This is a genomic window from Paraburkholderia sp. WS6, from assembly GCF_030464835.1.
Taxonomy (GTDB): domain Bacteria; phylum Pseudomonadota; class Gammaproteobacteria; order Burkholderiales; family Burkholderiaceae; genus Paraburkholderia; species Paraburkholderia madseniana.
Genome location: NZ_JALQCK010000006.1, coordinates 88,347 through 105,910 on the forward strand (window position 1 = coordinate 88,347; position 17,564 = coordinate 105,910).

The following is a 17,564-nucleotide window of genomic DNA, read 5'->3' on the forward strand; positions in this document are numbered from 1 at the left end:
GCGGGCTTGCCCACGGACCTGTCCGTCACCGGTCCACGTGTCTCCAACGCTAACGATTCACCGCGCACATGCGTTTTGCCATGCCTGATTTCCGCTGTCTGGACCGATCTACAGACTGCCGCGCCGAAGCCGCGGCCCCCTGCGTGCGTTTGAATACCTGTATGAATAGGGAGAGCGTCTGATGGATTTCAGCTTCAACCTGAAGCGCACCGCCAATGCCTCGGCATGGCGGGTGTTACCCAATCGCTGGGACTTCGTCGCCTTTCCGCTGATCATCTGCATCATTGCGATGGCGGCGATCGGCTTTCACGAGACGCTGGCGCCGATGTCGACGCTCAAGACTCAGGCGATCTCGCTTGACGCGTCGAATCTGCCCGAGTACGCCATGCGCACCACGCTGCGCATGCTGGCGGCGATGGTCGCCTCGCTGACCTTCACGCTGGTGTACGGCACGCTGGCTGCCAAGAGCCGCCGCGCGGGCATGGTGCTGGTGCCGATTCTCGACATCCTGCAGTCGGTGCCGGTGCTTGGCTACATTTCGTTTACGGTCACGTTCTTCCTCGCGCTGTTCCCGGGCCGCGTGCTCGGCGCCGAGCTGGCGGCGATCTTCGCGATCTTCACGAGCCAGGCGTGGAATATGACGTTCAGCTTCTACCAGTCGCTGCGCACGGTGCCGCGCGATCTGGACGAAGTGTCGCGCGGCTTTCATCTGACTTCATGGCAGCGCTTCTGGAAACTCGAAGTGCCGTTCTCGATGCCGGGCCTCATCTGGAACATGATGATGTCGATGTCGGGCGGCTGGTTTTTCGTGGTCGCGTCCGAAGCCATCACAGTCGGCAACAATACGATCACCCTGCCGGGGATCGGCGCTTATCTCGCGCAGGCGATTTCCGACAAGAATCTGCACGCAATCGGCTGGGTGATCCTTGCCATGACGGTCGTGATTCTTGCGTACGACCAGTTCATGTTCCGCCCGTTGGTTGCGTGGGCCGATAAATTCCGCATGGAAACCACCAGCTCAGGCAATGCGCCGGAATCGTGGCTGCTCGACCTGATCCGCCGCACCCATCTGATTCACCGTCTGCTGGTGCCGCTCGGCTGGATGTTCGCCAAGGCCGCGCGCGTCAACTTCACGTTGCCTGCGTTTGGCGGCCCGCGTTTCCAGATTCCGCAGCGCGAGAAGACTTCGCGCATCGGCGACATTGTCTGGGCGGCCGTGGTGTTGCTCGCCACGGTCTATGTTGTGTACCGCGTGATCGCGTACGTGCGAACCGGCGTGTCGCTCGACGAAGTCTGGCACGTGCTCGTACTGGGGCTGATCACGCTGCTGCGGGTGGTGGTGCTGATCGCGATCGCTTCGGTGATCTGGGTGCCGATCGGCGTGCTGATCGGCCTGCGGCCGGCGCTGGCCGAGAAGGTGCAGCCGATTGCGCAGTTCCTCGCCGCGTTCCCGGCGAACCTGCTGTTCCCGGTGTTCGTCATCGCCATCGTGCGCTTTCATCTGAACCCGGACATCTGGCTGTCGCCGCTGATCGTGCTCGGCACACAGTGGTATATCCTGTTCAACGTGATTGCCGGTGCGAGTTCGTATCCGAACGACTACCGGGAAGCGGCCAAGAACTTCCATATTCGCGGCTGGCAATGGTGGCGTCAGGCGATGCTGCCGGGCATTTTCCCTTATTACGTGACTGGCGCGATCACCGCGTCGGGCGGCGCGTGGAACGCCAGCATCGTCGCGGAATTCGTTCAGTGGGGCGACACCAAGGTTGCCGCGCATGGCTTGGGCGCTTACATCGCGCAGACCACCGCAGCAGGCGACTATCCGAAGATCATTGTGGGCATCGCCGTGATGTCCCTGTTCGTAACCCTGTTCAACCGCCTGCTGTGGCGTCCGATGTTCGCCTACGCCGAAGCGAAGCTCCGGCTAGATTGAGAATTAAAGGCTAAACGCGATGCAAAATCCTAAAGCTGCTATGACCGCCGCGCCGATCCAGACCCCGCCGATGCCGCCGCGCCTCGGTGAGGAGATTCTGCGCGTCAAGGACGTGTGCCGCGGGTTCAACAAGTCGCAGGGAGAGCTGCTCGTCCTCGACGACGCGAATCTGTCGTTGCGCGAAGGGGAGATCGTCGGGTTGCTGGGCCGATCGGGCTCGGGCAAATCGACGCTGTTGCGCATCATCGCTGGTCTGATCGAGCCGACCGACGGCGAAGTCACGTATATGGGCAAGCCGCTCGACGGCCCGGCCAAGGGTGTGGCGATGGTGTTCCAGACCTTCGCGCTGTTCCCGTGGCTGACCGTGCTGCAAAACGTGGAAGCGGGACTCGAAGCACAAGGCGTCGGCGCGAGTGATCGCCGTACGCGCGCGCTGGCGGCGATCGACCTGATCGGTCTCGACGGTTTCGAAAACGCGTATCCGCGCGAGTTGTCGGGCGGCATGCGTCAGCGCGTCGGCTTTGCGCGCGCGCTGGTGGTCGACCCCACGTTGCTGCTGATGGACGAGCCGTTCTCCGCGCTCGACGTGCTGACCGCCGAAACGCTGCGTACCGACCTGCTCGACCTGTGGACGCAAGGCCGCATGCCGATCAAGGCCGTGCTGATCGTCACGCACAACATCGAGGAAGCGGTGTTCATGTGCGACCGGATTCTGGTGCTGTCGTCGAATCCGGGCCGTGTGATCGCCGAGATCAAGGTGCCGTTCAAGCATCCGCGTAACCGTCTGGACCCGGCGTTTCGCCGGCTGGTCGACGACATTTACGCGAAGATGACCGCGCGCCAGACTGACGAAAAGACCAAGAAGGGCCTCGAGCTGCATAGCTGGCTGCCGCACGTGTCGACCAACCTGATGGCCGGTCTGATCGAAACGCTGGCCGCCGCACCGTACCACGGCCGTGCCGACATGCCGGAAATCGCCCGTTCGCTGCATCTGGAGGTGGACGATCTGTTCCCGGTCGCCGAAGTGCTGCAGCACCTGGGCTTTGCCGACATCCGCGAAGGGGATATTTTCCTGACGCCGCCGGCGCGCGTGTTCTCCGAATTCGGCACCCAGGAGCGGAAGATGATGTTCGCGGAACATCTGCTGCGCCACGTGCCGCTCGCCGCGCGAATCAAGAAGGTGTTGAACGAACGGCCGGGGCATCGTGCACCGCGCGTGCGTTTCGAGCAGGAGCTGGAGGATTTTCTGTCGGACAGCGCCGCGGAAGAGACGCTCGACGCAGTGATCAACTGGGGCCGTTATGGCGAGATCTTCTCGTACAACGACCAGACGGAAATTTTCAGTCTGGAAGACGTGGAGTCTTAAACCCGGTTGAGTCGATTAAGACGCTTCAGGCAAAAAGCGGCAGGGGAGACCCTGCCGTTTTTTATTGCAGAGCGCCCCAGCGCTCGACTGCCGGTTCCGCCGACGCCCACTTCCAGCCCTTGTCCTGCCGGCACGCGCTCGCCGTGTACCAGTCTTCGTGCGCGTTCGGGCCGTCGCCGTCCTGAACCGAGAACACGAAATCCTTGCACAGCGCGAGCGCTGAGCTGAACGCGCGCGTCACGCGCACCTGGCCGTGGCCGTTCTCGATCGGCAACGTGTGCTTGACCGCCCAAGGCCGCGTCTCGCCGACCGGCATGGCACCCGCCAGCGCGGCGATCAAATTCTGCTGATCGGTGTGCATGGTGCGCATGTAGCGGCCGACAGCTTCGTCGGTCGCGGCCTGCACGGCGATGCCGACGCCGATGCCGACTGCCGGGTTGGAGGTCACGAGGCCTGACGCGACACCGGCCGCGGCACCGCTCGCCGCGCCGACGGACGAGCAGCCGCTCGTCAGCAGACTTGCGCCGACGCAGATCGCACCGGCCAGCACGAGCCGCAGCCGGTTGCCGGAGAGCGCCGCCGCAGGCGTGCGCGGAACCAGAGCGGTACGCGCGTCATCGACGAGCGCTGGCTCAGACAGTGCGTGTTCATTCCAGGGGCGTGGAAGCATCAGCGCCTTCATTGCAGCGCGCCCCAGCGTTCGGTAGCGGGTTCGGCCGACGCCCATTTCCAGTTGTCGCCGTCGCGGCAGATCGACGCGACGTAGAACGCGCTGCTCGCCGGCACATTCTTGGTGGCGGTCTGATCGACCGAGAAGACGATTTCCTTGCAGTCGAGTGCGCCGGCGCTGATCGTGCGGCTCACGGTGACACGGCCGTGTTCGTCGTCTTCGATCGGCACGGAGTGAGTCACGCTCCACGGTGCGATTGCGCCGACGTCGAGCGGCCCGGCGATTTTGGCGATGCCGTCCTGCGTATTCTTGTGGACCACGCGTTCCGAGTACTGCACGCCGGCGCGGGCCGCGGCCAGCGCGCCGAGACCGATGCCGGTAGCGACTGCCGCATTGCTGGTGACCTTGGCCGCGAGCGCGGCGCCCGCGATACCGGCGCCGGCGGTGGCGCCTTCCGAGTAGAGCGAACTACAGCCGCTCAACGCCGACGTGATCGCCACGGCTAATGCGACGAGCGCCGTTGTATTCGGACGTCCACATGTTGCCGCCTTGGACGCGTTGGCTGTTCGCTTTGCCCATTCGACCCACACCATACTTTTTTGCATTTCCCTGTCTCTGCTCCTGCAAGTGCCTTTCGCACACGCACCGTTCACACATGTGTTTCGCGTGTGTCGACGGTGCGTGAGCGAAAGGCACGTCTTCCTTATCGTTGCGCCGTGCGCTGCCGCATTTTGCAGGATGCCATTTGTAATTGGCAGTGGGAAAGTGCAAGCAATTGCAAAAGATGGTGCGAGTCAAATTGGTTTCTGCTGGGAAGAAGCCGATTTGATTGGTGGTGCGAAGGGATTAATTATGAGATGAGAGGTGCGCAAAAAGTGCCGTTGCAGCAGAGAGGGGCCTGGACAGCACGCGCACAGGGAATGCGCAAAAAACAGACGGCGAGCACACAGAAAACACCTGCTCACGCGAACGAACCGCGTGAGCGCCTGGCACGGCTTATTGCTCGGTTTCTTCGTCCGAGCCTTCGTCACCGCCGTATGCGCTCAGGCGGTTGTAGAGCGTTTTCAGACTCACGCCGAGTGCTTTGGCAGCCCGCCGTTTGTCGCCGCCGCAATACTTGAGCGTGCCGAGAATGATCTGCTTTTGCGCATCGGCGAGCGGCGTGCCGATCCACACGCTCATTGCATCGCCCTGCGTCACGGGCTTTTTCACGCGCGATGCGAGATGCGGATGTGGCAGCTCGACCGTCTTCTCCGCGAGAATGAACGCGCGATACACCGCGTTCTTCAACTCGCGCACGTTGCCCGGCCACGACCAGGTTCGCAGTGTTTCGATCGACCGTTTGCTAAAACTCTTGCTCGTGCTTTCCTGCTGATTCAGCAAGGCGAGGAAGTGTTGCGCGAGCAGTTCGCGATCGTTTTCACGCTCGCGCAAGGGCGGCGCGCGCAACGGGAAAACCGCGAGCCGGTACATCAGGTCTTCACGCAGACCGTTTTCCTTCACCGCTACCGCGGGGTCGCGATTCGTCGCTGCGATCACGCGTACGTCACCACTAATCAATTCGTTGCCGCCGACCCGAAAAAACGTGCCGGTCTCGAGCGCGCGCAAGAGCTTGACCTGGCGCACCGGCGCCATTTCAGTGATTTCGTCGAGAAACAGCGTGCCGCCGTTCGCATGTTCGAAGTAGCCGACGCGGGCCTGGACCGCGCCGGTGAAGCTGCCTTTTTCGTGGCCGAACAATTCGGCTTCGATGAGTTCGTCCGGAATCGCGCCGCAGTTCACGGCGACGAACGGTGCGTCCTTGCGGCTGCTTTGATCGTGAATCGTGCGGGCGATCAGTTCCTTGCCCGTGCCGGATTCGCCGATGATCAGCGCGGTCGCGTCGGTGCTGGCGACGCGTTCGATCTGTTCGTACAGATCGAGCATCACCGGCGACGAGCCATATAGCAGCCCGTACGATTTCAGTCCCGCGATGCCGTCCGCGACGCGCTGCTTCGCCTGTGCCGAAGCTTTGCCGCCGGCGGAGACGGCGGGCGAGTCCAGCTCGATTGACGCCATAAACGGGGAGTCCTGTGCAAATGGGGTTCGGTGTTGCGGCGCGCAGGCCTTGGGGCAAGACGGACCCGTGCGGCCACTATCTCACAGAAATTCGATTTAACCACTTTGACGCGGCTTCCGGCAATCCATGTGACGGTCGGCGAAATAGGCCGGCGCACGCCTGGTCAGAAGTGCCTGAGCCCCTACCGGCATAGAATAAGAGCGGTGAATTTACCGGGCACGACGTTTGCGGCATGGACTAGACATACGTGTGCTTTTGGGCGGCTCTGTTCAAAGCGCGCTAGCGGCGGACGCGGTTCTCCGATCGGTCGCTCGTGCCGGAAACAGGACGCGAAGCGCTACGTGCGGCGCAACCGTGGCACTCGATCGGTATGCCGCGGGCGCCGGCTTCCGGCTTGGCGTTTCCAGCGCTCACTAACGCGCGGTGCGCGACGCCGATCCGCTTGACGATAGCAAGGAGAGTTCACGATGGCACGACCTAAAATTGGCATCTTCGGCGCGCTGGTGGCCCTCGGTGGGTTTCTGGCTGTGCGACATATGCAGCGGAACCGTGCCGCGCAGGCTCAGGCGGCGCGTGAACTGAGCCGCTGGGAAGGCGAGGGCGGCACGGTGGCGACGTCGGCTGCGCCGTCCGGCAGCGTGAGCGCGGCGAGGACTGGTCCGTCTACGCCTGACACCGCGCATGGCGCAAATGGCTCGGCACATCCGAACCGCCAGGGCGACGCATGGCCGTTTCCGCGTGGCTGAGGGCCACGATGTTGACCTTGCGTGCGCCGCTGCGCCTGCGTGCCGCTTCGACAAGCGGCACCTGGCACGCGTTTCAAATTTGTCTCGATAAAGCCGTATAATAGATAAATAGACAACAATGTCGCGCAATGACGGGGGATTTTGCCGCTGATTGTTGCGATATTGAATCAAGTCAGGGGTTCGGCACTGTCGCGGAACGTTAGCGTGTGCTCACATCAGAACGCGCACGCGGCGCACCGGCAAGCTGCTGAACGGCTTCCCACTATGCGGTTTAGCATGTTCCCCCATTCACGCTTTCGGGCTTTCGAGACGCGATGCCACACGTACTGATTGTCGATGACGATGCCGGTACCCGCGAGGCGCTTTCCGCCATCATCGGGGAAGACGGTTTGACTACCGCTACTGCGGGCGATTTGCGCGAAGCGCGCATTCAACTGGTCCGCCAGATGCCGGACGTCGTCTTTACCGACCTGAAGCTGCCCGACGGCAGTGGAGTCGATCTGTTTGAAGATCTCGATCCGCGCTCCGGTGTGGAGGTGATCGTGATTACCGGCCACGCCACGGTGGAGTCAGCGGTCAACGCGTTGAAGATGGGCGCCACCGACTACCTGGTGAAGCCGATCAATATGCAGCGCGTGAAGGCGATCCTGTCGCGTTTGCCGCGCGCCGGCGACCTGAAGGCGGAAATCGGCACGTTGCGCGGCGAGTTGCGCCGCATGGGCCGCTTCGGTTTGATGCTCGGCAATTCGCCGGCTATGCAGGAGGTTTACGACCAGATCGGCCGCGTCGCACCGACGGCGGCCTCCGTCATGCTGATGGGCGAGTCAGGCACCGGCAAGGAAGTCGCCGCCCAGACGCTGCACCAGCTCAGCTTGCGCCGTAAGCATGCGTTCCTCGCAGTGAACTGCGGTGCGATCTCGCCGAACCTGATCGAATCGGAAATGTTCGGGCACGAGCGCGGTTCGTTCACCGGTGCGGATCGCCAGCACAAGGGCTATTTCGAACGTGCGAACGGCGGCACGCTGTTCCTCGACGAAATCACCGAAATGCCGATCGAGTTGCAGGTGAAGCTGCTGCGCGTGCTGGAAACCGGCATGTTCATGCGGGTTGGTACGACCAAGGAAATTGAAACGGATGTGCGGCTGATTGCGGCGACTAATCGGGATCCTGAGCAGGCGGTGCTGGAAGGCAAGTTGCGGCTCGATTTGTACCACCGTCTGAACGTGTTTCCGATCAGTCTGCCGCCGCTGCGCGATCGGGGTAAGGATGTTGATTTGCTTGCGCAGGCGTTTCTTGATGAACTCAACGAGCGGCATAGCACGAAGAAGCATTTTCCGGCTGCTGTGAAGGACATGTTGATGTCGTATCCGTGGCCGGGCAATGTGCGCGAGTTGAAGAACTATGTGCAGCGGGCGCACATTATGTCGGGGACTGATTCGGATAGTACGGCTACCGTGCCGTTGCAGATTACCTTGTCGAAGCCTGCGGCTGGTACGGCGATCACGATTCCGTTTGGGACTTCGCTTGCTGAGGCGGATCGGCAGTTGATTCTGGCTACGCTTGAGCAATGCGGTGGCGTCAAGACGCGGGCTGCTGAGATTCTTGGGATTAGTTTGAAGACGCTTTATAACCGGCTTGTTGAGTATGGGAATGATGCGCGGGATGAGGGGGAGGTTGCGGATGAATCGCGAGTTGTCGGGGGCGCTGGCGCTTGAGGTTTTTGCCTGTTCGGCGCTTATTGTCAGTGTTCTTAGGGGGTTGGCCTTTCCTTGAATTGGTAGTGGTCTATTAGTGTTGCCCCTGTGCGGGGCGGCACCTACTTTTCTTTGCATGCCGCAAAGAAAAGTAGGCAAAAGAAAGCGGCTCAAACCACTCCTGCTAAGTGGGCACCGTGGTCTGCTGCGGGTAGTGGTGCATCTGGAATCTGGGTTCGTGCACCGGCGTGCGCTTGTGACAAGGGTGTCATTCTTCCGGCGGCGCTGCGCGCGCCGAAGCGTAGGTCTTCGAACCATTCGTCGGTTTTTTTCCTTCCTTTTATTCGGCATGGGCCTTGCTGCGGTTCGATGGAACGCAAAACGAGGTAACTGACATGCCGGAATACGCCGCCGCTTCTCCGCTTCCCCTCCCGATGCACGCTCATCGTCCTGAACCCAACGAGCCGCCGAATCCTGGTGAGCCCGACACCGTTCCAAGTCCGACTCCGGACCCCATCGAACCGGTTGCGCCGCCGATCGGTGATCCGCCATCGCAGCCCACGCAAACGCCACAAGCCAGTCGGTGTCCGCCGTTGCTAGCCTCCAGCATGCAACTCTGACATGTTCCGTGCGCTGCACCACAGTCCAACGCAGCGAATTTATGTACTTGTTACAAAGCCGGCGCATCTTTTACCGGCAATTTACCGTCGTGAACCCTACACTGAATTGACGCCGCTCACGATGGCGGCGGGCTTCCCCCGGAGGCATCAATCATGAGACACCCAGCACTGCGACGTTCCGCGCGCCACTCGAAGCGCGACTCCCGGCCAGGCAGCAAGAGCGCCCCGCCGGAGTCGCCGGACCCGGCCGCGCAGAACCGCGTCGCGCCCGATGCGCCGCCAGACGGCGAGCACAACCAGGGCGGCGTGCGTCGGGAAGGGCTGGAGTACCAGCGCGATCTCGGTTCGGAACAGGACGCATGAGCCCGGCTGACGGCCGGTAAGAAGGGTTCCGGTTTCGTCACGCAAAGCAGAAAAAATTTCCTCGCGGTGCTCTGATGCCGCGCGTTTCTGCTCGTTTGTCACATTTACATACATTTTTATTTCCGGCATCTCATAAAACGGCACGCGACTTGCATGCACCTTTTTGGCACATATCCGCATGCAACGAAGCAACTGACTAGGTGGAGCACCAATGAGCAGACTGATCGTGGTATCGAATCGTGTGGCGCCGACCCAGGAAGGCCGCCCCGCAGCAGGTGGCCTCGCGATCGGCGTGCTGGACGCGTTGAAGGAAACCGGCGGAGTCTGGTTCGGCTGGAGTGGTGAAACGGTAAGCGAGCCGTCCGCGCCGGTGATCGAAAAGCAGGGCAATGTGACGTACGCGACGGTGGGCCTCACCAAGCGCGACTATGACCAGTACTATCGCGGCTTTTCCAACACGACACTGTGGCCGACGTTCCACTATCGCAACGACCTGTCGCGCTACGACCGGCAGGAATACGCGGGCTATCAGCGGGTCAACGCGACGCTCGCCAAGCAGCTCAAGGAGCTGCTCAAACCCGACGACATCATCTGGGTGCACGACTATCACCTGCTGCCGTTCGCGCGCTGCCTGCGTGAGCTCGGCGTGAAGAATCCCATCGGCTTCTTCCTGCATATTCCGTTTCCGGTGCCGGAAGTACTCCGTACCATTCCGCCGCACGAGGAATTGGTCAAGGCGATGTGCAGCTACGACGTGGTCGGTTTCCAGACCGAAGCGGACCGCCAGTCGTTCGTCGATTTTATCGAGCGCGGCCAGCACGGCACCTCAAGCGAAGACGGCATGGTGCACGCCTACAACCGCTTCCTGAAAGTGGCCGCGTACCCGATCGGCATCTATCCGGACGCGATCGCCAAGGCCGCCGAGCAGTTCACCGACCGCAAGCCGGTGCGCAGCCTGCGTGACGGCATGCGCGGGCGCAAGCTGATCATGAGCGTCGACCGGCTCGATTATTCGAAGGGTCTGGTGGAGCGCTTCCAGGCATTCGAACGGCTGCTGCTGAATGCTCCGGGGTGGCACGGACGCGTTTCGCTGGTGCAGATCGCGCCGCCGACGCGCGCGGACGTGACAACCTACCAGCGCATTCGTCAGACGCTGGAGGGCGAAGCCGGCCGCATCAATGGCCGTTTCGCGCAACTCGACTGGACGCCGATTCAATACCTGAACCGCAAGTACGAGCGCAATCTGCTGATGGCGCTGTTCCGTCAATCGCAGGTTGGCTATGTGACGCCGCTGCGTGACGGGATGAACCTGGTCGCGAAGGAGTACGTCGCATCGCAGGATCCGGCCGATCCGGGCGTACTCGTGTTGTCGCAATTTGCCGGTGCGGCTGAGCAACTGCCGGGGGCGCTGGTCGTCAATCCATTCGATCTGTCGCAGATGGCCGAGGCGCTGGAGCGTGCGCTGTCGATGCCGCTCGCCGAGCGTCAGGCGCGTCACGCGGACATGATGGCGCCGATGCGCGAGAACAATCTGTCGGTGTGGCGCGATACGTTCCTGGGCGATCTGCGCAACGTTGCGACCGCCTCTTCGGTGACGGCCAAAGCGGTAAAGCTCGCTGACGTGACGGCATCGTCGTCGTAGTCGTATCAACGGCGGCGCGGGCGCCTTCAGGGACCGCGCGTGCCGGTCACGTCGAACTCTTTACCACGCGCATCATGCTGACCACGGCGGCGACCGCTGAAAAGCAGGCCGCCACATACAGCACGATAGTCGGCCCATTTTGCGGCGCGATACCGAAGATCAGCGCGACCAGTGCTGCGCCGAGCGTCTGTCCGGTCAGGCGTGCGGTGCCGAGCATCCCGCTTGCGCCACCGCTGCGCTCGCGCGGCGCGGCGGACAACATGGTCCGATTGTTCGGCGACTGGAAGATCCCGAAGCCCGCACCGCACAGCGCCATGCGCCACGCGATCTGCATGGGCTCGGGATGTGCGCCGAGGGTGGCGAGCAGCAGCAGGCCCACTGTCATCGCAACGAGTCCGACGCCGCCCAGCCAGCCGGACGACACCTTGTCCGACAGCACACCCGCAATCGGCGCGGCGATGATGATCACCGCCGGCCACGGCGTCATCAGCAAACCGGTTTCTACCTGCGACAAACCCAGCGTGTCCTGCAACAGAAAGGGCAACGACACGAAGGCCAGCATCTGGGCGCAGAACGAACACACCGAGGTGCCGATCGACAGGGCGAACACCGGAATTCTCAGCAAATCGATCGGCAGCAGGGGCGCGGGTTGAGTCAATTGACGGCGCACGAAGAAGTAGCCGATCACAACCGCAACGAGCGCCTCAGCGACGACCCAGCCGATGTGCTCGCCGTGACCGAGACCGTCGATTGCAAAGATCAGCAGACCGAACACGAACGCGTTCATCACCGCGCTCAGATAGTCGTATGGAGACTCGTGGCCGGGATTCATCGGCAGCGCCTTGAAGCCGCCGACAATCGCAGCGATCCCGATCGGCACATTGATCGCGAACAGCCACGGCCACGAGGCGATGGCGAGCACGCCGGAGGCGACCGTCGGCCCGACCGCGGACGATATCGCAACGACCATCGCGTTGATCGCAACGCCGCGTCCAAGCTGCGTGGGCGGATAGATCATGCGCACGAGCGCCGTGTTCACACTCATGACGCCCGCTGCGCCGAAGCCTTGGACCACGCGGGCGAGCGCGAGCGTCGGCAGCGAAGTGGACAACGCGCAACCGAACGACGCCACCGTGAACAGGATCAGCCCGGCCAGATAGATGCGCCGGTAGCCGATGCGATCGCCGAGCGACGCAAGCGGCAGCAGTGAAATGGTGATGGCGAGCTGGTAAGCGTTGACGACCCAGATCGAGCCGGCCGCGCTTGCATGCAGATTGCGCGCGATGGTCGGCAGCGCCACGTTGGCGATCGCGCTGTCGAGCACTGCCAGGGTCAGGGCGAGGGCGATAACCAGCATCGCCCAATAGCGTTGCGGAATCGGCAAGCCTTGTTCGGTGCTGTCCGCGAGCGGTGTGCCTGCGGCGAGTGGAGCGGCGGAGGCGGCATCGGCCGGCATCGAACCGTCCTTGCGCGATGGTTGTGCGTGCATCGTTCTTTTGATTTCGAAGGGAGCGGCGCATCGATCCTACGATGAGCCACGCGCACTGCGTTCCGCCCTGGAAAGGCAGGACGGCACGCAGTGACGATGCCGGCGCTGCGATAGCGTCCCGGCATCGCGTCTCACGCGTTATTTGAGTTCGTACAGACCGGTGTGGGTGGTCGAGTCGAGTTCGTTCAGATGTGTCATGAAGCGCGCGACCGCGTTGGTGGTCTCCGCGTTGATCGGCAGATGCGGCACCTTCAGCGCATGCAGGCGGAAGATGTAGCGATGCGTCTTGTCGCCACGCGGCGGCGCCGCGCCACCGAAGCCGACCGTGCCGTAGTCGTTGCGCAATTGCAGCGCGCCTTGCGGCAGCAGCGAGCCATCGGTTTTACCGGCGTTGCGCGGCAGCGATCGGGCCTCAGCCGGAATGTTGACGACGACCCAGTGCCAGAAGCCGCTGCCGGTAGGCGCGTCCGGATCGTGAACGGTGAGTGCGAAGCTTTGGGTATCGCCCGGCGGCGCATCCCACTGCAACGCGGGCGAAATATTCTCGCCGTCTACGCCGAAGGCCTTGTCGTGGTACTCGTGGGCTTTCGGCATAAAGCCGTTGGTGGGGAAATCGTCGGACCAGAGACGGAAATCAGCCATCGTGTGCCTCCCTTCTTGGTGGTTCTGGGATGGTCGGAGCGTGCTGTTTTTGCTACCGGCTTGCCATTGAGCTGCCGGCCAGTTGCTGCCTGATTTCTGGAGCATCGGCACGCAAAAATGCCCCGAGCTAGCCAATCGAGTGTATCACCAGCGGCTCTTGAGTTCCCTCCAACAGGGCAGGCTACAAGCAGCTTTCAGCTACGTTCCTCAAAGCTCGGCGCGTCGCTCTTCAACCACTCGACGAGCCGCTGCAACACGCCCTCGATATCGCGATTCGCGCCACGCAAAGCGCATTCCCATACCACCCCGACGCGCCAGCCGCTTGCAAGCAGCGCCGCGCGAACCTTGTCGTCATTGCTGCGATTGCGGCCGATCTTGTCGCGCCAGAACTCGGGCCGGGTTTGCGGCCATTTGAACAGATGGCAATCGTGACCGTGCCAGAAACAACCGTGCACCAGCACGACGGCGCGATAGCGCGGCAGCACGATATCCGGCCGGCCCGGCAGATCGCGCGCGTCTAAACGAAAACGAAAGCCCCGGCCATGCAGCAGGCTGCGGATCAGGATTTCCGGCTTCGTATTGCGGCCGCGAATGCCGGACATCATCCGGCTACGCGTTGCGCTGTCGACGATATCGACCATCGTTAGCGTCCGGGTAGCGGATCGGGGCGCTCAGGAATAGAGCGAAAGGGCTTGCTTCGAACCATTGTGCATCTCCTCGGCGAGCAGGGTTTGCACATGCGGCAGCATGATGCGCGCCACTTCCCGCATCACCGGCATGACGACACTGTTGCCGAATTGCCGGTAAGCCTGCGTGTCGCTGACCGGAATCCTGAAGGTATCGGGAAAGCCCATCAGCCGTGCACATTCACGCGGCGTGAGGCGCCGCGGTCGCAACTGCTCGCCTTGATAGACCAGAATCTCCGACCCGTCCTTGTGATAACGCGCGGAGAGTGTGCGCGTAACACTGTCGGGATAAGCCATGCCGAAGCCGAAGCCATTGCCCGCCGCGCGATGCTTCGCCGCGTAGTTTTGCAGATAGGTCCAGAGATTCGGGGTGAGCGTGTACTTCGGTTGCACGCGTTTGCTCGCGTGGTCGAAGAAACGATCGTGGTCCCACGGCAGCACGGGTTCGCTGCCGTCCGTGCGATGCAGGATCGAGCCGAGGCGCGGCCCGCTTTCCGGCAAACGCAGATCGTCCCAGGAAAACGACGTCTTGCCGCGAAAGCCGACGATGATGATGCGCTCCCGATGCTGCGGCGTGAAATGCTGACCGTCCACCACGCGGTAGTGCACTTCGTAACCGAGCTCGTCGCGCAGGGTCTGCAGGATCACGTCGAAGGTGCGGCCTTTGTCGTGCGAGAGCAGATTCTTCACGTTCTCCAGCAGGAATGCGGCGGGGCGCTTTGCCGCGATGATCCGCGCGACGTCGAAAAACAGTGTGCCTTGCGTCGTACATTCGAAGCCGTGCGGGCGGCCCAGCGCGTTTTTCTTGCTGACGCCGGCAATCGAGAACGGCTGGCACGGAAAGCCGCCGAGCAGCACGTCATGGCTCGGCACTTCTTCGGCGGGAAAGGAGACGATGTCGCCGATCAGCGCGTGGTCGCCGCCGGCAGGGTAGTTCTCGCGATAGGTCTTGGTGGAGAAATCGTTCCACTCGCTCGTGAAGACACAGTCGCCGCCGTGCGCCTCGAAACCCATGCGAATGCCGCCGATGCCGGCAAACAGATCGATGAAGCGGAATTGGGCGTCGCCGGTGCCCGCGCCGGCCTTTGTCCGGCCGCTACTGTGCAGCAGATCGCGCAAGGCCGGTTCGAGCATCGACGGGCACGGTGTTTCGCCTTTTTCCCAGCGACGTACCGTCTTGATGTCCTTACCGACGTGCGCGGCGATTTCGCGTTGAGTGAAGCGGGCGCGCGCCTGTTTGAGCAGGTCGAGCGGTGCGGCGAGGGTCACGGAGGTCCTTGCTGGGAATTTTTGCGGACATTATGACCTAAGGTCGTCCCTTTTTCCTATTTTCACTAAGTGTGAGCAGAAAATTTCCGGTAGTGCAAAGACCTTTTTTGCCTAAATGCGAATGTCACGGTTGGACGTGTAGGCTTACAGCGTGACGCGAAATCCCCGCGTTGCGACGTGTTCAGGCCGCGACAGGGTTCGCGGCCTTTTTTTAACGGGGAAGAGTAGGGCTGGCCGGCGCGGAAGACCGGCCATCAAGACTTGTAGCGCGTCAGATCAGATACGACGGCCGGCGGCGACTTGTAGCGGCTGGAACGGGGCGGCGGTTGCCGCGGCCGGCGCAATCCATACTGGCGGGGGTTCGGTTTCGAACTGGTCCAATTGCAGCAGGAGGCTATCGACCGCGCACAGTTGCGCGTGGGACAGATTGCCGGTGTCGAGCAAATGGTACAGACGCTTGCGCCAGTAGGTAACCGGCAGAATCGGTCCACCCAGATCGCCTTGTAAAGACGGCCGCATCACGCGCCCAATATGCGCGACATCCTGGTCGACCAGCGCCGCGTGGGATGACCCCGTCAGCGTAGTGAGTGTGCGTTCCATATCCCCTCCATGGCACCTTTACGGCCGGCCCCAGCCGGACTTTAGGGCTTTTTTGAAATATTTTTCACGGCTGGCTCCATCGACCAAAACGGGCTGGCGGCGGGCGCGGGCACACCCGTTGCTGAATCGGGATACTGGCGTAATGACGCGCCGGCATTCCAGATATCGGAGCCAAACATGAACAAGGACCAGGTAAAGGGTGTAGGTGAGCAGATCAAGGGCAAGGTTAACGAAGTCGTCGGCAAGGCCACCAACAACCCGGGTAAGGAGCTTAAAGGCGACCTTCAACAAGGCGCCGGCAAGGTGCAAAAGGCCTATGGCGACGCTAAGGAAGACGCCAAGGACAATGCAAAGCGCAACGCGCCGTAATTCGGCTTGCGGTGTCGTTTGACGGGAAAAGGCGCTTCGGCGCCTTTTTTGTTTTGATGAGGCGTGGGTGGGTGCCGGGCTGTGGTTGTCGGACGCCAGGGCTTGGCCGCCGGGCGCGAGGCGCGACGCCGTTTTCGCCTGGGAGTACCCGGGTTCGGCGCCGCGGACGCTCCGCGCGCTGTGCGCCGCCTTTAGACTTGGCGCATCCAACACGGAGGAGGCGCTTATGACACCCGAAAAAGTGCTTGCGATGTTCGAGCGGCAGTACCTGGAGGGCAAAGCACCCGTCGACCTCGAAACCACCTGTGCGAGTTTCGCCACCTGGCTGGCAGCGACGTGGGACCAACATGATGGCGAGCAGAAGACGCTGTTGCTGACGGTCGGCGCGGCCTTGTGGCGCGAAGGGTATGACCTGCGCGCCGGTACGGCCACCAAGGATTTGTGGTGAGTCTGAGTGCCTTCGTGCGGTTGGGCGGTGGGGAAAAGCGTCGCGTGGCAATGTTCGCGTTGGAGTGATTCGAGGCGACATGCATTGAGGCGCTCACGCACGCGTTGTGCCGAGTCGGTTTATATTTGGCGGTCGCGTGTTCGGGTCTCTCCTTTCGGTCTTCTGGTCGATCGCTGAATCCCGGGCCCCATTTTCAGCCGCAGCTCTCGCACAAGGGTTACACCATCACCATGACCGATCTCTCCACCTTCCCGATCACGAAGAAATGGCCTGCCGAGCATCCGGACCGGATTCAGCTATATTCGCTGCCGACGCCCAATGGCGTGAAGGTGTCGATCATGCTCGAAGAGACTGGTCTGGCCTATGAACCGCACCTCGTGCGCTTCGATACGAACGACCAGATGTCGGCGGCGTTTCTGTCGTTGAATCCGAACAACAAGATTCCGGCGATCATCGATCCGAACGGCCCCGACGGCAAGCCGCTGCCGCTGTTCGAATCCGGCGCGATTCTGATCTACCTGGCGGACAAGGCAGGCAAATTGATTCCACAGGATGCCACTGGCCGTTATGAAGCGATCCAGTGGGTGATGTTCCAGATGGGCGGCATCGGCCCGATGTTTGGCCAGGTGGGTTTCTTCCACAAGTTCGCCGGCAAGGAATACGAAGACAAACGCCCGCGCGATCGTTATATCGCCGAGTCGAAGCGGCTGCTAGCGGTGCTGGATCAGCAGCTCGAAGGGCGCGACTGGATCCTGGGCGATAAGTACTCAATCGCCGATATCGCGACTTTCCCGTGGGTGCGTAATCTGATCGGGTTCTACGAAGCCGGGGATCTGGTCGGGATTGACGACTTTTCGAATGTGAAGCGGGTGCTGGCGGCGTTCGTTGCGCGTCCGGCGGTGGCAAGGGGATTGGATATTCCGAAGCGGCCTGCGTGATGGGGTGAGAGCGGTTTGTGCTGCGATGAC

The 17,564-nt window shown here is 62.0% G+C and carries 18 protein-coding genes; 10 read left to right on the forward strand and 8 right to left on the reverse strand.

The window, feature by feature from the left end:
* Positions 1-181 precede the first annotated feature (181 nt).
* Together M0D64_RS09535 and M0D64_RS09540 are read left to right on the forward strand one after the other, a co-directional pair.
* Complete coding sequence (locus tag M0D64_RS09535) at positions 182-1,933, forward strand: ABC transporter permease subunit (protein WP_154558957.1); 1,752 nt, start codon at positions 182-184, stop codon at positions 1,931-1,933.
* A gap of 19 nt (positions 1,934-1,952) precedes the next feature.
* Positions 1,953-3,299: an AAA-associated domain-containing protein gene (locus tag M0D64_RS09540; RefSeq protein ID WP_093643836.1), complete on the forward strand. Its 1,347-nt coding sequence runs from the start codon at positions 1,953-1,955 to the stop codon at positions 3,297-3,299.
* Positions 3,300-3,360: 61 nt separating this feature from the next.
* Here the strand turns inward: M0D64_RS09540 and M0D64_RS09545 are convergent, their stop codons facing one another.
* The 3 genes from M0D64_RS09545 to M0D64_RS09555 form a co-directional block, all read right to left on the reverse strand.
* The gene (locus M0D64_RS09545) at positions 3,361-3,969 is read right to left on the reverse strand and encodes a hypothetical protein (protein WP_233464762.1); all 609 of its coding nucleotides are present in this window, start codon (positions 3,967-3,969) and stop codon (positions 3,361-3,363) included.
* 8 nt (positions 3,970-3,977) lie between these two features.
* Positions 3,978-4,574, reverse strand: a complete 597-nt coding sequence (locus M0D64_RS09550) for a hypothetical protein (protein ID WP_171925004.1) — start codon at positions 4,572-4,574, stop codon at positions 3,978-3,980.
* Between the two features lie 391 nt (positions 4,575-4,965).
* Positions 4,966-6,027, reverse strand: a complete 1,062-nt coding sequence (locus M0D64_RS09555; RefSeq protein WP_266257427.1) for a sigma-54-dependent Fis family transcriptional regulator — start codon at positions 6,025-6,027, stop codon at positions 4,966-4,968.
* Between the two features lie 468 nt (positions 6,028-6,495).
* On the opposite strand from M0D64_RS09555, the gene M0D64_RS09560 reads away from it, so the two are divergent.
* From M0D64_RS09560 to otsA, 5 genes are all read left to right on the forward strand, one after another.
* Positions 6,496-6,774, forward strand: a complete 279-nt coding sequence (locus M0D64_RS09560; RefSeq protein ID WP_266241312.1) for a hypothetical protein — start codon at positions 6,496-6,498, stop codon at positions 6,772-6,774.
* Positions 6,775-7,088: 314 nt separating this feature from the next.
* Complete coding sequence (locus M0D64_RS09565; RefSeq protein ID WP_154558960.1) at positions 7,089-8,489, forward strand: sigma-54 dependent transcriptional regulator; 1,401 nt, start codon at positions 7,089-7,091, stop codon at positions 8,487-8,489.
* Between the two features lie 374 nt (positions 8,490-8,863).
* Positions 8,864-9,088 carry a hypothetical protein gene (locus M0D64_RS09570; protein WP_166618154.1) on the forward strand — a complete coding sequence of 75 codons (225 nt, stop codon included), beginning with the start codon at positions 8,864-8,866 and terminating at the stop codon, positions 9,086-9,088.
* A gap of 153 nt (positions 9,089-9,241) precedes the next feature.
* Entirely contained in the window at positions 9,242-9,451 is a 210-nt protein-coding gene (locus tag M0D64_RS09575; RefSeq protein ID WP_154558961.1) for a hypothetical protein, read from the forward strand.
* Positions 9,452-9,662: 211 nt separating this feature from the next.
* Positions 9,663-11,093, forward strand: a complete 1,431-nt coding sequence (otsA, locus tag M0D64_RS09580) for an alpha,alpha-trehalose-phosphate synthase (UDP-forming) (RefSeq protein WP_154558962.1) — start codon at positions 9,663-9,665, stop codon at positions 11,091-11,093.
* A 46-nt stretch (positions 11,094-11,139) separates the two neighbouring features.
* On the opposite strand, the gene M0D64_RS09585 is transcribed toward otsA, so the two are convergent.
* The 5 genes from M0D64_RS09585 to M0D64_RS09605 all read right to left on the reverse strand — a co-directional run bounded on the left by M0D64_RS09585 (position 11,140) and on the right by M0D64_RS09605 (position 15,779).
* Positions 11,140-12,582, reverse strand: a complete 1,443-nt coding sequence (locus M0D64_RS09585) for an MFS transporter (RefSeq protein ID WP_154558963.1) — start codon at positions 12,580-12,582, stop codon at positions 11,140-11,142.
* Between the two features lie 138 nt (positions 12,583-12,720).
* Positions 12,721-13,224 carry a YbhB/YbcL family Raf kinase inhibitor-like protein gene (locus M0D64_RS09590; RefSeq protein ID WP_266257428.1) on the reverse strand — a complete coding sequence of 168 codons (504 nt, stop codon included), beginning with the start codon at positions 13,222-13,224 and terminating at the stop codon, positions 12,721-12,723.
* 194 nt (positions 13,225-13,418) lie between these two features.
* Positions 13,419-13,865, reverse strand: a complete 447-nt coding sequence (locus tag M0D64_RS09595) for a very short patch repair endonuclease (protein WP_171925005.1) — start codon at positions 13,863-13,865, stop codon at positions 13,419-13,421.
* Positions 13,866-13,895: 30 nt separating this feature from the next.
* Entirely contained in the window at positions 13,896-15,179 is a 1,284-nt protein-coding gene (gene dcm / locus M0D64_RS09600; RefSeq protein ID WP_266257430.1) for a DNA (cytosine-5-)-methyltransferase, read from the reverse strand.
* Positions 15,180-15,455: 276 nt separating this feature from the next.
* Positions 15,456-15,779, reverse strand: coding sequence for a hypothetical protein (locus tag M0D64_RS09605; protein WP_266257431.1), 324 nt, complete (start codon positions 15,777-15,779; stop codon positions 15,456-15,458).
* A 177-nt stretch (positions 15,780-15,956) separates the two neighbouring features.
* Here M0D64_RS09605 and M0D64_RS09610 point away from each other — a divergent pair, with 177 nt between their 5' ends.
* From M0D64_RS09610 to M0D64_RS09620, 3 genes are all read left to right on the forward strand, one after another.
* Entirely contained in the window at positions 15,957-16,148 is a 192-nt protein-coding gene (locus tag M0D64_RS09610; protein WP_154558966.1) for a CsbD family protein, read from the forward strand.
* Between the two features lie 226 nt (positions 16,149-16,374).
* A complete protein-coding gene (locus tag M0D64_RS09615; protein ID WP_266239371.1) occupies positions 16,375-16,596 on the forward strand; it encodes a hypothetical protein in 222 nt (73 codons plus the stop codon).
* A gap of 230 nt (positions 16,597-16,826) precedes the next feature.
* Positions 16,827-17,534, forward strand: coding sequence for a glutathione binding-like protein (locus M0D64_RS09620; RefSeq protein WP_266239372.1), 708 nt, complete (start codon positions 16,827-16,829; stop codon positions 17,532-17,534).
* Positions 17,535-17,564 lie beyond the last annotated feature (30 nt).